We start from the raw sequence: 13,339 nt of genomic DNA, 5'->3' as shown, positions 1-13,339 counted from the left end.
GCCGCAAGGGATCCGGGGTCCGGGCCGCCGGGGGGCTGTGCCGCAAGGGATCCGGGGTCCGGGCCGCCGGGGGGCTGTGCCGCAAGGGATCCGGGGTCCGGGCCGCCGGGGGGCTGTGCCGCAAGGGATCCGGGGTCCGGGCCGCCGGGGGGCTGTGCCGCAAGGGATCCGGGGTCCGGGCCGCCGGGGGGCTGTGCCGCAAGGGATCCGGGGTCCGGGCCGCCGGGATCCGGGAGTGATTCCTTGGCGGTCCCTGAGTGATCCGGATCACTCGCGCCGCGCGATGAGTTCGGTCCCCGGCCGGGGTCTCCTCTACGACACCAGCACACCCCCGGCCGAGGAGTCCTCATGACCGCCCACTCGAAGCCCGCCTCCCCCGCCAAGGGCCCCGCGGCCTACTTCCCGTCGATCGAGAAGAAGTACGGCCGCCCGGTCCAGGAGTGGATCGACCTGATCCGCTCCTCCCCTCTGGAGCGCCACATGGAGCTGGTGGCGTGGCTGAAGACGGAGCACGGCCTGGGCCATGGTCACGCCAACGCGCTGGTCGCCCACACGCTCAAGGAGTCACGTACCGCCTGAGCAGGCAGAACGGCGGGGTGCGTGATCCCAGCCACATTTACCCGCCCTTACTTCGGCCAGGCAACCCGGCCACCCTCCTCCCCCTCCTCCATGGCACCTGAGCAAGCCCATGGGGGAGAACCATGCAAGACAACAGCACATCCGGGGGCGGCATCCGCAGGCGCATCCGTCGCCGCTACGTGGCCCTGGCCGCGGGCCTGACGCTGGCGGCAGTGGCGGCGACCACCGCCCTGTCGTCCTGGGGCACCGACCCCGTCGCACCGAGCGACGTGCGCGCGGACGCGGGCGACGACGGCAAGGGGGAGTTCGGCTCGGTCGACTGCCGCAAGGCCAAGTGCATCGCGCTGACCTTCGACGCGGGGCCCGGCAAGGACACCCCCGAACTCCTCGACACCCTCAAACGCGAGAAGGTCCCCGCGACCTTCTTCCTGCTCGGCAAGAACCACGTCAAGAAGTACCCGGACCTGGTCAAGCGCCTGGCGGACGAGGGCCACGAGGTCGCCAACCACACCTGGACGCACGGCATCCTCACGGATCTCTCCACGGACGAAATCCGCGCCGAACTCGACCGTACGCAGCAGGCCATCAAGGACATCACCGGCAAGGAGCCGACCCTGATGCGCCCGCCACAGGGCCGCACCAACGACGAGGTCACGCGGGTCTGCAAGGAGCTGGGTCTGTCCCAGATCCTGTGGAGCGTCACCGCCAAGGACTACTCGACCAAGGACTCGGCCCTCATCCGAAAGCGCGTCATCGACCAGGCGGACCGCGACGGCATCATCCTGCTCCACGACATCTACGACGGCACGGTCCCGGCCGTGCCCGGGATCATCAAGTCCCTGAAGGCGGACGGTTATACGTTCGTCACGGTGCCGCAGCTCATGGCGCCGGCGGTTCCTGAGCCCGGGACGGTGTACCGCCCCTAGCGGCGAACTCGCCGAGCAGAGCGTCCAGTTCGGCGCGGGCTCGGCGGCGCGAGCGCGGCGGGGGCAGGGGGCGGCGGCGGACGAGGCGCACCGTGAGGAGTGCGAGGGGGTGAAGAAGCAGCGGAACGAGCAGCAGGCCGAGCGGGAGGCCTGCCAGGGCCCGGGACCAGTCGACGGTCCTCTTGCGGTGCCCCCCGCCCGCCCGCCGGTGTCCCCCGGCCCGCCCCCTGCGCGGCCCGCCCGCCCTGCCCCGCCGGTACCGCCTGTGCCGCCTGTGCCGCCTTGGTCGTCGTCCGTCTCGAAGGTGTGCCATTCCACGAAGGCGCGGAGCAGGTCGTCGGCGTCCCATGAGAGGGCTGCCGCGCCGTAGCCGGACGTCTGGAATACGGCCTTGGTCTCGAACTCGGTCCGGTAGTAGGGGACTTCGCCCCCTTCCGTCCGTACGAGCAGAGGTGCGGGAGGTCCGGCGGCGCAGGCCGGGCAGGCGGCGACCATGTCGTCGTCCTCGTCCGCGCGTGCGTCCTCGGGATCCTCCGCCGTGAACGCGTCCTGCGGCCGGGGCACACGCTCGGTGCCGCGCTCGTGCAGCGGATGGAAGTAGCAGGGCCGGTCGAGGGTGAGTGCGGTGCCCTCGGTCAGACAGGTCAGCGCCCGCATGCCGATCCGGCTGACCTCCAGGGCCGCGACCACATCGGTCAGCGCGATCCCTTCCTCGAGCCGGCGGTCGTACGCCCCTCCGGTGCGCCGCTCGAACTCGTCCAGCTGCTCGGCGGTGGGCACGGCGTCGGGCGGAAGGCTCTCCTCGATGAACTCGTCGGCGGCCGCGAGGGCGAGTACCGCGTAGGCGCCTTCCTGCGGACCGGCCTGACCGCGGGTCTCCGGGAGGAGGCCGAGCGGCTCGGGCACCGGCAGGTCCGCCTCCCGGGCGCACCGTACGGCCCGCGCCAGCGCGTCCCGGCGCCGTACCGCCAGCGCGTACAGGGCGGCATAGCCGAACTCGGGCAGGTTGGGCGCCGACTCCCAGTCGACGAACGGGCGTTCGCCGGCGGGTCGTTCACCGGCGGGTCGTTCGCCGACGGGCCGCCGTCCCGGCCGCAACGGTGCGTCGGTGAAGCGGTGCAGCAGAGCGAGCGTCAGCGTCACCAGCGCGGTGACCGCCGCGAGTATCAGTCCCGCACGCGTGCTGGCGTCCATCGGCCCTCCCCTGTCGTCCGGCTCCGCACCCTACTTGTGCCGGTCGCGGCGGGGTGTACGGGCCCGATTCACCTGCCCGTAAGTCCGGATGCGTCCGTACATCGGACGCATCCGCGCATCGGACGCCTCCCTCAGATGCCGGCGCGCAGTTCCCCCAGCGCTTTCTCGATCCGGCGCAGGCGCGTCTCCGGCTTCTTGGCGCCGTCGATCGCGAGGACATGCTGCCGCTTGCGGCCCTGCGGCAGCGCGTCGTACACGGAGCGCGCGGCCGGGTCCGCGTCCAGGGCACGGGCGAAGTCTTCGGGCTCGGTGATGACGCGGGGCTCGGTGTCGAGCGTCAGGTCCACCTCGACCTCCTCGCCGATCTCGACACCCGCGGCGGCCCGGTTGGCGTTGGAGAGCCCCAGCAGGCAGCGGCCGCGCATGATCGCGACGCGGCTGCGCCAGGTGTGCCCGTTGATCGTGATGGTCACCGGCGGGCGCTTGCCGCCGCCGAGCCGCTCGACGAGTTCGGCCGACACTTCGAGGCCGTTCATCGGCTCCGGGGGTTCGACGAGCGTGCGGAACCTCATGCCGCACTCTCCCAGCCGTAGCCGTCCGGGTCGGTGAAGTCCCCGAGGTCGGAGCCGATCGCGAGCCGGTGCGAGCCGCTGCCCTCGGTCGGGACACCGGCGACCTTGCCGAGACCCTTGCGCGGGTAGAGCGACAGCTTCACCTGGCTCCCGGTGCCGTCGAACTCGGTGTACTTGCCGCCGAAGCTCTTGGCGACCGTGAGCCCGCGCTCGACGTAGAACTTCTTGCTCGCGGCCATGTCCGAGACGCCGAGCAGCAGCACGATCTCGTCGATCTTCCGGCTGTCGGGGCCGGTGTCCTTCTTCGACGAGCTGACGAGCTGCCAGACCGTACCGTCGGGGGCCTGGACCACCCCGCCGAAGCCCCAGAGGGACTTCTTGGCGGGCTTCAGCTCCTTGGCACCGGCGGCGATGGCGGAGTTCTGCAGGCCGATCACGATCGAGGGCTGGGCGGCCACGAGCGAGACGGTGAATCCACGGAAGCCGCTCGTCGGGGCCTCGGAGGCCCGTACGCGTACCTGCTTGTCCAGGCCGAAGGCCTCGGCGTAGAAGCGCTGGGCGGCCGCGGCGTCGGCGGCCTCGATGGTGAGGTGCTCGATGTTCGTCATGTCCTCAAAGCTAGCCAGGGCACGGCTCCGGGCGCTTCTCGAAAGCTGACCGATGGTCTGCGCGGTCGACGGTTGCCTCCAGCAACCTGCGTATCGCACCGCACGCGTGATCACAGGCCCTCCCCGGCCGGTACGATGGCGGCACGGCGGACGAGCCGGCCGGGCGGCCGCGGCGGAGATCTTCGGATCCCCGGCGAGGAACGTCCGGGCTCCACAGAGCAGGGTGGTGGGTAACGCCCACCCGGGGTGACCCGCGGGACAGTGCCACAGAAAACAGACCGCCGGGAGCTTCGGTTCCCGGTAAGGGTGAAACGGTGGTGTAAGAGACCACCAGCGCCCGAGGTGACTCGGACGGCTAGGTAAACCCCACCCGGAGCAAGGTCAAGAGGGAGCACCCCGGTGCTCCTGCGCGGACGTTCGAGGGCTGCTCGCCCGAGTCCGCGGGTAGACCGCACGAGGCCGGCAGCAATGCCGGCCCTAGATGGATGGCCGCCTCCCCCTGGGCCGCAAGACCCTGGGGAGACAGAACCCGGCGTACAGGCCGACTCGTCCGTCGTTATGGCTCTGACCTGGGGTTTTCCCGGGGCAGGGCCATTTTTCATGCGCGGGGCGCAGGGCGCCGACCGGTCGGACCGGCGGAGAATCTGAATGAGATCACGGAGTTGAACGGGTCTCTTTCGGTGATTTTGGGTGGCCAGTCGGGGATGGACTCGTCGTTCGCGACGGGTGATCAGGAGTCGCCGGGCGGGCCTCTATTGGAGGAGCTAGCCAGTGGTCGTGCGCATCCCCCGCCATGACTTCCCAGTCGATGCGACCCGGGCGGACATGGAATCGCTCAGGGCGAGCGTCCGCCGGGTGCTGGATCGGCTTGCGAGTTCCGACGTGGCCCGGTCGCGTGCGCTCAGCGTCACCGTGCACGAGGCCATGTCGTGCTGCGCCTATGACCCGCCGGCCGAAGAGCTTGAGACCTGGGAAGCATGGATCACTGCCATGCAGGTCGGTTCGGCGCTCTTCGACGCCGCCACCGCTTCAGATGCCACTGTCTTGGTGCGTATCGGTATCGGCGGCAAGGTCACGGAACTTCCTGCGACTGGTGCGACTTCCTCCACCCATGTGGGCAACTGGCTTACGGCGGTGTATCTGGCGACGATCTGCCGGGAGGACGACCGTCTGGACCGTCTGATGAGTGTGCCGATCTCGTTCCTTCGCGAATCCGGCGAAGGCGCAATGTTCGACGAGTACACCTATGCCTGGGCTGAAGCGCTGCAGCATTACTGGCACAGGCAAGGTGACGAGATGTGGCGGACGCTGACCGAAGCGATCAAGGGTGTGAGCCCGGATGTCGCGCACCACCCGGATAAGGAGTCGCTCCTCAAAATTCACTACCCGGCCCTGGAGCTCTTCCAGCTCTACAACCGTGGCGAGACAGAGCAGTTCAATTCCTCACTCGCGGAGTTCCTGAACTGGCACAAGCAGTACTGGTCCGCGGACGAGGCCCGATCTTCAGACGCCGATGGCCTGGTCGCTCTGGCGCCGCTCGCCATTGCCTGCATGGCGCGCGACAACAATTTCCCCATCACGGTCGAATCCGATTACCTTCCGTCGGCGCTCCTCCAGTTCAAGTGGGCCGGCGAAGTCGACGCTTGAGGTGACTTCACCGGCCGGCGGGCGATACGCCGGTTCCGGCAGCGTCGGGCATACGGGCTTCGCGTGCGGTGCGCCGCCCCTCTGCCCGATCCCCCTTCGCACCGCGACACATGAACTTCATGCTCCCGCCATGGAGTTGGCCCGTATCCGGGCGGCACGATGAGTGCATGCGTGATCACGGATCTCGGATTGACGAACTCGCTTATGACCGCCGCCGGCTGCGCCAGTACCTCGTGGGTGAGGCGCGCGGGGAGGGTGCCGAGGGGCGCCCCCTCCTCAGGCTGCTGGCGGGGGGGGGGGGTGCGCCCGCCGCCGGGGCCGGTGCGGCCGCGCCGGCGACGGCGGCGGGGCCCGGCATCGTGAAGGCGTTGCCGCCCGAGCTGTTCACCGTGCGCGGCACCAATGCGGAGTCCAAGGCCGCCTCCTGGCAGGGCACCGGTATCCATACGCCCGTGGACCGGTTCTTCGTACGCAACCACACCTCGACACCCGTACTGGACCCGGACAGTTGGCGCCTCAAGGTGTGGGGCAGCGGTCTGCGGCACGGCCGGGAGAGCGAGTTCGGGCTCGACGATCTGCGCCGGCTGCCCGCGGTGACCACCGAGGCGCTCGTCGAGTGCGCGGGCAACGGCCGCAGCCACTTCACCACCCAGCAGGGCGAGGCCGTCAGCGGCACGGCCTGGGGACTCGGCGCGATCGGCAGCGGGCGCTGGCGCGGGGTGCGGCTCGCCGATGTGCTGCGGAAGGCGGGGATCTCCCGGAACGCGGTCGATGTGCAGCCGCGCGGGCTCGACGCCGAGTACCTGACGGCGGACGGGGCGAACCTGGGGCGGGTGCGGCGGCCGCTGCCGGTGGCCAAGGCGCTGCACGACGTGCTGCTCGCGTACGAGCTGAACGGTGAGCCGCTGCCGCCCGACCACGGGTATCCGGTACGGGTCCTGGTGCCGTCCTGGGTGGGCATCGCGTCCGTCAAGTGGGTCGGTGACATCGAGGTCTCCGACATTGCGCTCTACTCGCCCTGGAACACGGACTTCTACCGGCTCTACGGTGCCGCCCATCCGCCCCAGGGCAGCGCGCCGCTGTCACGGCAGACGGTCAAGAGCGCCTTCGAGCTGGCCGAAGGCGCCGCGTTCACCGTCGGACGGACCCATACGCTGACCGGCCGCTCCTGGTCGGGAGCGGGCGGGATCGCCTCGGTCGAGGTGAGCACGGACGGTGGCAGCAGCTGGCGGCGGGCCAGGATCCAGGACCCGGCCCGGCGCGACAACTGGGTGCGCTGGTCCGTGCGCTGGCGGCCGGAGAGCACCGGGGTCACCCAGGTGCTCGCCCGCGCGACGGACACCCGCGGGAACACGCAGCCGGACCGGACCGTCCACAACACCCAGGGGTATCTGTTCAACGCCGTCGTACGGCATCCGGTCCGCGTGGTCGGCTGAGAGCCGCGAGCAACCCCGGCGGAAGCAGCTGACCGGACGGCGGTCCCTCCGGCTGACCGGACGGCGGACCCAACCGCTGACCGGACCGCGGGCCCAACCGCTGACCGGACCGCGGTCCCTCCCGCTCACCGGACGGCGGGCCCTCACCCTTCGAAGGCGTCCGCTCCGGTCTCCCAGGCTGCGGACAGGTCGGCATCGTCCGGAAACCGGCCATTGAGCTGGAGGATCACCATCCCGTGGGCGAAGGCCCAGGCCGCGCGCGCCGCGTTCATGTCCCCGCCGCACACCCGGACCAAAGGCGCCGCCGCCCGCGCTTCGAGCCCTTCGGGGAGGTCCTCGCGGGGCAGGGAGCGTTCGGTGTTGAGCCGGTAGAGGTGGGGGTGGGCCAAGGCGTAGGTGCGGTAGGCCTTCATCAGGGACGGAAGCGAGTCCGCGGCCGCTTCGAGCGCCTCGGCCGTCTCCTCGAGGCTGAGCACCACCAGCTCCAGCTCGAGCGCCGCCTTGTCCGGGAAGTGCTTGTAGAGCGAGGGCGCCTTGAGGCCGAGGCGGGCGGCGAGGGCGCGCAGGGGGAGGGCGCCCGCGCCGTGCTCTCCGAGCGGGGCGGGGGCCTCGGTCACGATCTCGCGCTTGCGGGGAGTGAGCCGGTCGGTGATGGAGCGCTCAGGCACGCTGGAAGCCTTCCTTCGTCCGCAGGCCATAGCCGAAGGCGCGATCGTACGAGATATGCGCGAGCCAGCCGCACAGGCCCGCGAAGAGGGCGGGCGCGTACACCGGCAGGAAGGTGTAGGCGACGATCAGACCGACGGGGATCAGCGCCCGGTGGGCCACGTTGTAGTACGGGACCGCGCGGGGCGAGAGCTGTCCGCGGGCGAGGCCGGCCGAGCCGCGGACGTCGACGAAGAGCGCGAAGTCCGGGGCGAGGAAGAAGGCGAAGGCCACCGCGCCGGCGAGCCAGCCGTGGTTCACGCCCTCGAGGATCGCGAACGCCGTCCAGAAGAGCGCGCCCGCGAGCCACGCCGCCCGGCGGAGCTTCACGCTCAAGGGCAGGGCCCGAGGGGTGCGCGTGGCGGGGGCCGGGCTGTGTGCGACGGGGGCCGGTATGACGGTGGCCATGGCGAGTCCCTTCGGTCGGGCGGTCCGCCAGCGTTGGCTAACCGCGTTAGCCACAATCTAAGACTAACAACGTTAGCCGTCAAGTGTCCGGCTTGACCTTGCCGCAGCGTCAGGGTTTCTACTGATGCCATGCGTATCGGCGAGATCGCCGCGCTCGCCGGGGTCACCCCCCGCGCGGTGCGGCACTACCACCACCTCGGGCTGCTGCCCGAACCCGACCGGCTGCCCAACGGCTACCGCGACTACGGCGTCCGCCATGCCGTGGCCCTCGCCCGCATCCGCCGGCTCACCGAGCTGGGGCTCGGCCTTCCGGAGGTGCGCGATGTGCTCGCCGACGACGAAGGGCGTGAACTGGCCGAGGTCCTCCAGGAGTTGGACCAGGACCTGGCCCGGCAGGAGGCGGCGATCGAGGAGCGGCGGGCGCGGCTCCGGGTGCTCCTGGAGCAGGCCCGGGCCGGGACGTTGCCCGCCGAAGGCCCCCTGTCGCCCGGCCTGGCGGAGCTCCTGAGCGCGTTCTCGCCGAGCGGTTCGGCGAGCGCCGCCAAGGACCGTGAGCATCTGACGCTGATCGACTCCATGGTCCCGGCCGAGGACCGCGACCGGCTGCTCGACGCCCTGCGCCCGTTCGCGGAGGACCCCGAACTGACCGCGCGGGTGCACGCGTTGTACGTGCGGCTCGACGCGCTCGTGGACGCCGAGGAGGACGATCCCCGGATCGGTCCGCTGGCCGACGAGCTCGTCGCGGTGGTGCCCGAGTCACTGTCCGGCCTGTTCGCCGAAGCGGACGAGGCAAGCCGCGAGCACCCGTTCGGTCAGGCGATGCTCGACGATTTCGCGCCCGCCCAGGCCGCGGTCGTACGGAAGTTCATGGCGGCGCTCGCGCCGAAACGGAGGGGGACGCGATGAGGACCAGGAGCAGGACCGCCTGGCGGGTCATGAAGCGCCTGACGGTGCATGAGTTCAAGGCCTTCCACAGCCTGGGGCTCTGGATCGCGCGCCGCCGGCACCAGATCGGGCCCGGCGCGCACGGCGCGGGCTACACACAGGCGCAGACCGCGCTGATCTTCGGCTTCCTGTTCGTCGCGCTGGTCGAGACCGTGGTGCTCGCGTTCCTCATCCCCTGGCCGACGGTGCACGCGATCGTCACTTTCATCGACGTGTACGGCGTCCTACAGATCCTCGGCCTGCACGCGGCGTGTGTGACCCGGCCCCATGTGGCCGAGGCGGACGGTTCGTTGAGGCTGCGCTACGGGGCCCTGTTCGACCTGCGGATCAGGGCCGAGGACATGCTCTCCGTACGCGTGGACCGGCGCTATCCGCAGGGCAAGCACTTCCAGCTGAGCGAGGACGGGGTCCTCGATGTGCTGGTGGGCGGGCAGACGACGGTGACCGTCGAACTCGCCGAACCCGTCACCTTCGTACGGCCGTTGGGCGCCCGGGGGCAGGCGCGGGTGTTCCGCTTCAACGCGGACGATCCGGCCGCGCTGGTCGCCGCCCTCAAGCAGGCCCGCGCCGGCCAGGAGGTACCGGGCGCCGGCCAGGAGACACCGCGCGCCGGCGAGGAGGCGCAAGGTCACGCGGGCGCGAACTGAACCTTCGCCTTCCCCGGATCCGCCTGCGTGAGCCGCACCCGCAGCCGCTCCCCCAGCGGCAGCTCGCGCTCCCCGCCCTCGATCCGGGCGACCACGGCGGGGTCCTCCAAGTGCACGGTGCCGACGGCCGGTTGGCGGTCCTTCACATCGATGACGTACGCGTCGAAGACCTCGCCGACCCGGTCCTTGAGCAGTGCGGCCTCCACGATGTCCACGCACTCGCGCTCAATGCTGTTGGCCCGCCGGGTGCCGTCGGCCATTTCCTGCGGCAGCGCCTCAAGCGCGGCGAGCACCCATTCCGGGGGCTCCTGGCCGGCCACCGCGGCGACGCAGATCTCGCTCGCGTACCGGTCGACGAGGCGGCGCAGGGGCGCGGTGCAGTGCGTGTACTCGTCGGCCACAGCCGCGTGGATACGGGACTCGGGGAGCTCTCCGCCGGTGAAGACGGTGTAGCCGGCGCCCCTCAGCAGGCTGGTGCACTCCTGGAGGAAGGCCGCGTGGTTTCCGTTGCGCGGATCGAGTCCCCGTACGACATCGGCGTACGGCACATGGCGGGGCCAGTCGATCCCGAGAGCTTCCGCGGCGCGGCGCAGGCGGCCGACCGCGCCCTGGGGCGCGGCGGGCAGGGTACGCAGGACGCCGGTGCCGCACTCGATCATCAGGTCGGCGGCCGCGGCACCGGTGAGCAGGGAGATATGGGCGTTCCAGCCGTCGGCCGGGAGCGGGGCGCGGTACTCCAGGTGGTAGCCGTCCGCGCGCTCGACAATCTCCTGCTCGGGCACGTTGAGCGAGATGCCGCCGCGGGCGATCTCCTGCTGGTCGCGCAGCAGTCCGATGTCCTTGAGCAGGGAGAGCGGCTCCTCGGCGGTGCCGGCGTCGATGGCCTTCTGCACCCCGTCGTAGTCGAGCTTGGCGCGGCTGCGGACCAGCGCACGCTCCACACGCGTGGACGTGGAACGGCCCTCGGCGTCCAGGTCGATGGTCCACAGGAGGGCCGGGCAGTCCTGGTCGGGCAGGAGGCTCGCGGCACCTTCGGACAGGGTTGCCGGGTGCAGGGGCACCTTCTCGTCGGGGAAGTACAGCGTGGTCACACGGGCGTGCGCCGCACGGTCCAGGGCGCCGCCCGGCTCGACCCAGGCGGCGACGTCCGCGATCGCATAGCTGACCCGGAAGCCGTTGCCGCTCCGCTCCAGGAACATCGCCTGGTCCAGATCTCTGGACGTGGGCGGGTCGATCGTGAAGAAGGGGATGTCGGTGGCGTCCCGGTGCCCGCGCAGATCGGGCGACGCGAGCGCCGCCTCGGCCTCCGCGAGCACCTCAGGGGGAAAGTCCGCCGGCACTTCGAGGCGCGTACGCAGCTCACGCAACGCGGCGCGCAGCGGGGCGTCGGCTGCTCCGGTCACATGCATAGGGCGGCGAGGCATGAGTCGAGCCTAGGGCGGGCGGGGCCCGGACGCGCGGTCTGCGGCGCACAAGTGCGGGCCCGCGCTGGGTACCCTGCAGCGGGGCCGCACCCCCGCCTCGTACCACTGAAGGAGTCCGCATCGTGCTCGTGCTGTTGCCGCCGTCCGAGGGAAAGGCCGACTCGGGCCGTGGCGCTCCGCTGAAGCCGGAGTCGCTGTCCCTGCCGGGCCTCGCCGAAGCGCGCGCGGCCGTGCTCGACGAGCTGGTCGAGCTGTGCCTCACGGACGAGGAGCGGGCCCGTGAGGTGCTCGGCCTCAGCGAAGGGCTGCGCGGCGAGATCGCGAAGAACGCCGAGCTGAAGGTGGCCGGTGCGCGTCCCGCGGGCGAGATCTATACGGGAGTCCTGTACGACGCCCTGGGTCTGAGCACCCTCGACGCGGCGGCCAAGCGGCGCGCGACGAAGTCGCTGCTCGTCTTCTCCGGCCTGTGGGGCGCCGTGCGGATCAACGACCGCATCCCCTCCTACCGCTGCTCGATGGGCGTGAAGCTGCCGGGGCTCGGCGCGCTGGGCGCGTACTGGCGCGGGCCGATGGCCGAGGCGCTGCCCGAGGCGGCGGGCGAGGGCCTGGTCCTCGACCTGCGCTCCTCGGCGTATGCGAGCGCCTGGAAGCCGAAGGGCGAGCTCGCGGGGCGGACGGCGACGGTACGGGTGCTGCACGCGCAGCTGGTCGACGGGGTCGAGAAGCGCTCGGTGGTCAGCCACTTCAACAAGGCGACCAAGGGCCGGCTCGTACGGGATCTGCTGCTCGCGGGCGCGCAGCCGGCCGATCCGGCGGAGCTGGTGACCGTCCTGCGCGATCTCGGATACGTGGTGGAGGCGGAGCAGCCGACGCGGCCCGGCCGCCCCTGGGCCCTGGACGTGGTGGTGACGGAAATCCACTGAGCATCACGAGGCGGTGACCATTCGTCGGGCGCATGTGGGGACCGGGCGGCGCATGGGGGACCATTTGTCGGGCGCATATGGGGTAACTCGGGCGCCCTGGCGAACAAATGGTCCCCCTTTCCGCTTGGCGTTGCGGAGGGCGCAACGGGCTTTGCGCACAGCGCATCTGGGGCGGCAGGATGGGAGCATGACTTCCGCTTCCGTGCTTGATCTTGCGCCCGTTGTACCCGTTGTCGTGATCGACGAGGTCGCCGATGCCGTGCCGCTCGCCCAGGCTCTCGTGGCCGGCGGGCTGCCCGCGATCGAGGTCACGCTGCGGACGCCGGCCGCGCTCGACGCGATCCGCGCCATCGCGGCCGAGGTGCCGGGCGCGGTGGTCGGAGCGGGGACGGTCATATCGGCCGCGAACGTGCGCGACGCGGTGGACGCCGGGGCCCGCTTCCTGGTCAGCCCCGGCTGGACCGACGCGCTCCTGGACGCGATGAGGAGTTCCGGGGTGCCGTTCCTGCCGGGCGTCTCGACCACGTCCGAGGTCGTGGCGCTGATCGAGCGCGGGGTGCGGGAGATGAAGTTCTTCCCGGCGGAGGCCGCGGGCGGCACCGCCTACCTCAAGTCCCTCGGCGGTCCGCTCCCCCAGGCCCGCTTCTGCCCGACGGGCGGCATCGGCCCGGCCTCCGCGCCGAGTTACCTCGCCCTGAAGAACGTCGGCTGCGTGGGCGGCAGTTGGATGCTTCCGGCCGACGCGGTCGCGGCGAAGGACTGGGCGCGGGTGGAGGAGCTGGCGCGGGAGGCGGCCGCGCTGCGGTAGGTCCTGCTGGACCCTGCTGGACCCTGCTGGATGTACGTGAGCCCTAAGGGCGCAGGTGCGAGGTGTCGTTGAAGAGGCGCACGCTCGCGTTGCCGTCCGCGTAGTAGGCGACCGCGGAGAGCGAGGCCGCGGAGAGCTCCATACGGAACAGGGACTCGGGCGGAGCGCCGAGCGCGAGGCGTACGAGGGTCTTCACCGGGGTCACGTGGGTGACGAGCAGGACCGTGCGGCCCGCGTAGCGCTCGACGAGCCGGTCGCGGGCCTCGGCGACGCGGACGGCGACCTCGGCGAAGGACTCGCCGCCAGGGGGCGCGGCGTCGGGCGAGGCGAGCCAGGCGTCGAGTTCGGCCGGGAAACGCTCCTTGGCCTCTGCGAAGGTCAGGCCCTCGAAGGCACCGAAGTCCGTTTCCCGCAGGCCGTCTTCGACACTCACGTCGAGGCCGAGACGGACGGCGACGGGGGGGGGCGCGCCGCGGGGGGGGGGGGCGGGGGGGGGGGGGGGGGCGGCGCCCGCGCG

14 protein-coding genes and 1 other RNA gene are annotated in these 13,339 nt (G+C 71.4%); 9 read left to right on the top strand and 6 right to left on the bottom strand.

Annotated features, from left to right (window positions below; genetic code table 11):
- Nucleotides 1-348 precede the first annotated feature (348 nt).
- Both JAO81_RS37645 and JAO81_RS37640 read left to right on the top strand, forming a co-directional pair.
- Nucleotides 349-579, top strand: coding sequence for a DUF4287 domain-containing protein (locus JAO81_RS37645; RefSeq protein WP_199552500.1), 231 nt, complete (start codon nucleotides 349-351; stop codon nucleotides 577-579).
- A gap of 122 nt (nucleotides 580-701) precedes the next feature.
- The gene (locus JAO81_RS37640) at nucleotides 702-1,505 is read left to right on the top strand and encodes a polysaccharide deacetylase family protein (RefSeq protein WP_199552499.1); all 804 of its coding nucleotides are present in this window, start codon (nucleotides 702-704) and stop codon (nucleotides 1,503-1,505) included.
- A gap of 1,325 nt (nucleotides 1,506-2,830) precedes the next feature.
- On the opposite strand, the gene JAO81_RS37635 is transcribed toward JAO81_RS37640, so the two are convergent.
- Together JAO81_RS37635 and JAO81_RS37630 are read right to left on the bottom strand one after the other, a co-directional pair.
- Nucleotides 2,831-3,271: a YdeI/OmpD-associated family protein gene (locus JAO81_RS37635; RefSeq protein ID WP_233416486.1), complete on the bottom strand. Its 441-nt coding sequence runs from the start codon at nucleotides 3,269-3,271 to the stop codon at nucleotides 2,831-2,833.
- Nucleotides 3,268-3,879 carry a glyoxalase gene (locus JAO81_RS37630; protein ID WP_199552498.1) on the bottom strand — a complete coding sequence of 204 codons (612 nt, stop codon included), beginning with the start codon at nucleotides 3,877-3,879 and terminating at the stop codon, nucleotides 3,268-3,270. Before JAO81_RS37630 ends, JAO81_RS37635 begins: the two co-directional genes overlap by 4 nt.
- A gap of 151 nt (nucleotides 3,880-4,030) precedes the next feature.
- Here JAO81_RS37630 and rnpB point away from each other — a divergent pair.
- From rnpB to JAO81_RS37615, 3 genes are all read left to right on the top strand, one after another.
- Nucleotides 4,031-4,432, top strand: an RNA gene (gene rnpB / locus JAO81_RS37625) — RNase P RNA component class A.
- 218 nt (nucleotides 4,433-4,650) lie between these two features.
- Nucleotides 4,651-5,526, top strand: coding sequence for an immunity 49 family protein (locus tag JAO81_RS37620; RefSeq protein WP_307814115.1), 876 nt, complete (start codon nucleotides 4,651-4,653; stop codon nucleotides 5,524-5,526).
- A 167-nt stretch (nucleotides 5,527-5,693) separates the two neighbouring features.
- Nucleotides 5,694-6,962 carry a sulfite oxidase gene (locus JAO81_RS37615; RefSeq protein WP_199552497.1) on the top strand — a complete coding sequence of 423 codons (1,269 nt, stop codon included), beginning with the start codon at nucleotides 5,694-5,696 and terminating at the stop codon, nucleotides 6,960-6,962.
- Between the two features lie 143 nt (nucleotides 6,963-7,105).
- Here the strand turns inward: JAO81_RS37615 and JAO81_RS37610 are convergent, their stop codons facing one another.
- Complete coding sequence (locus tag JAO81_RS37610; RefSeq protein ID WP_199552496.1) at nucleotides 7,106-7,660, bottom strand: TetR/AcrR family transcriptional regulator; 555 nt, start codon at nucleotides 7,658-7,660, stop codon at nucleotides 7,106-7,108.
- Nucleotides 7,623-8,075, bottom strand: a complete 453-nt coding sequence (locus JAO81_RS37605; RefSeq protein WP_199552495.1) for a DUF4260 family protein — start codon at nucleotides 8,073-8,075, stop codon at nucleotides 7,623-7,625. Before JAO81_RS37605 ends, JAO81_RS37610 begins: the two co-directional genes overlap by 38 nt.
- A 129-nt stretch (nucleotides 8,076-8,204) precedes the next feature.
- Here JAO81_RS37605 and JAO81_RS37600 point away from each other — a divergent pair, with 129 nt between their 5' ends.
- Entirely contained in the window at nucleotides 8,205-8,981 is a 777-nt protein-coding gene (locus JAO81_RS37600) for a MerR family transcriptional regulator (protein ID WP_199552494.1), read from the top strand.
- The gene (locus tag JAO81_RS37595; RefSeq protein WP_233416485.1) at nucleotides 8,978-9,667 is read left to right on the top strand and encodes a hypothetical protein; all 690 of its coding nucleotides are present in this window, start codon (nucleotides 8,978-8,980) and stop codon (nucleotides 9,665-9,667) included. Before JAO81_RS37600 ends, JAO81_RS37595 begins: the two co-directional genes overlap by 4 nt.
- Here the strand turns inward: JAO81_RS37595 and JAO81_RS37590 are convergent.
- Nucleotides 9,649-11,091 carry an RNB domain-containing ribonuclease gene (locus JAO81_RS37590; RefSeq protein WP_199552493.1) on the bottom strand — a complete coding sequence of 481 codons (1,443 nt, stop codon included), beginning with the start codon at nucleotides 11,089-11,091 and terminating at the stop codon, nucleotides 9,649-9,651. The two genes, JAO81_RS37595 and JAO81_RS37590, sit on opposite strands and share 19 nt — an antisense overlap.
- 122 nt (nucleotides 11,092-11,213) lie before the next feature.
- Between JAO81_RS37590 and yaaA the strand changes: the two genes are divergently transcribed.
- Both yaaA and eda read left to right on the top strand, forming a co-directional pair.
- A complete protein-coding gene (gene yaaA / locus JAO81_RS37585) occupies nucleotides 11,214-12,014 on the top strand; it encodes a peroxide stress protein YaaA (RefSeq protein ID WP_199552492.1) in 801 nt (266 codons plus the stop codon).
- A gap of 187 nt (nucleotides 12,015-12,201) precedes the next feature.
- Nucleotides 12,202-12,822, top strand: a complete 621-nt coding sequence (eda, locus tag JAO81_RS37580) for a bifunctional 4-hydroxy-2-oxoglutarate aldolase/2-dehydro-3-deoxy-phosphogluconate aldolase (protein WP_199552491.1) — start codon at nucleotides 12,202-12,204, stop codon at nucleotides 12,820-12,822.
- A 43-nt stretch (nucleotides 12,823-12,865) separates the two neighbouring features.
- On the opposite strand, the gene JAO81_RS37575 is transcribed toward eda, so the two are convergent.
- Nucleotides 12,866-13,339, bottom strand: a 474-nt coding sequence (locus JAO81_RS37575; protein ID WP_199552490.1) for a histidine phosphatase family protein, incomplete at its 5' end; no start/stop codon positions are given.

The organism is Streptomyces sp. N35 (genome assembly GCF_016464295.1).
GTDB lineage: Bacteria > Actinomycetota > Actinomycetes > Streptomycetales > Streptomycetaceae > Streptomyces.
The sequence above is the reverse complement of the archived record's forward strand: the minus strand, read 5'-3'. Positions and strand labels throughout refer to the sequence as shown.

Bases quoted from the DNA above. Each gene is read 5' to 3' on its own strand.
- JAO81_RS37645 (WP_199552500.1), top strand. From the start codon at position 349: ATGACCGCCCACTCGAAGCCCGCCTCCCCCGCCAAGGGCCCCGCGGCC.
- JAO81_RS37640 (WP_199552499.1), top strand. From the start codon at position 702: ATGCAAGACAACAGCACATCCGGGGGCGGCATCCGCAGGCGCATCCGT.
- JAO81_RS37635 (WP_233416486.1), bottom strand. From the start codon at position 3,271: ATGAGGTTCCGCACGCTCGTCGAACCCCCGGAGCCGATGAACGGCCTC.
- JAO81_RS37630 (WP_199552498.1), bottom strand. From the start codon at position 3,879: ATGACGAACATCGAGCACCTCACCATCGAGGCCGCCGACGCCGCGGCC.
- JAO81_RS37615 (WP_199552497.1), top strand. From the start codon at position 5,694: ATGCGTGATCACGGATCTCGGATTGACGAACTCGCTTATGACCGCCGC.
- JAO81_RS37610 (WP_199552496.1), bottom strand. From the start codon at position 7,660: ATGGCCTGCGGACGAAGGAAGGCTTCCAGCGTGCCTGAGCGCTCCATC.
- JAO81_RS37605 (WP_199552495.1), bottom strand. From the start codon at position 8,075: ATGGCCACCGTCATACCGGCCCCCGTCGCACACAGCCCGGCCCCCGCC.
- JAO81_RS37600 (WP_199552494.1), top strand. From the start codon at position 8,205: ATGCGTATCGGCGAGATCGCCGCGCTCGCCGGGGTCACCCCCCGCGCG.
- JAO81_RS37595 (WP_233416485.1), top strand. From the start codon at position 8,978: ATGAGGACCAGGAGCAGGACCGCCTGGCGGGTCATGAAGCGCCTGACG.
- JAO81_RS37590 (WP_199552493.1), bottom strand. From the start codon at position 11,091: ATGCCTCGCCGCCCTATGCATGTGACCGGAGCAGCCGACGCCCCGCTG.
- eda (WP_199552491.1), top strand. From the start codon at position 12,202: ATGACTTCCGCTTCCGTGCTTGATCTTGCGCCCGTTGTACCCGTTGTC.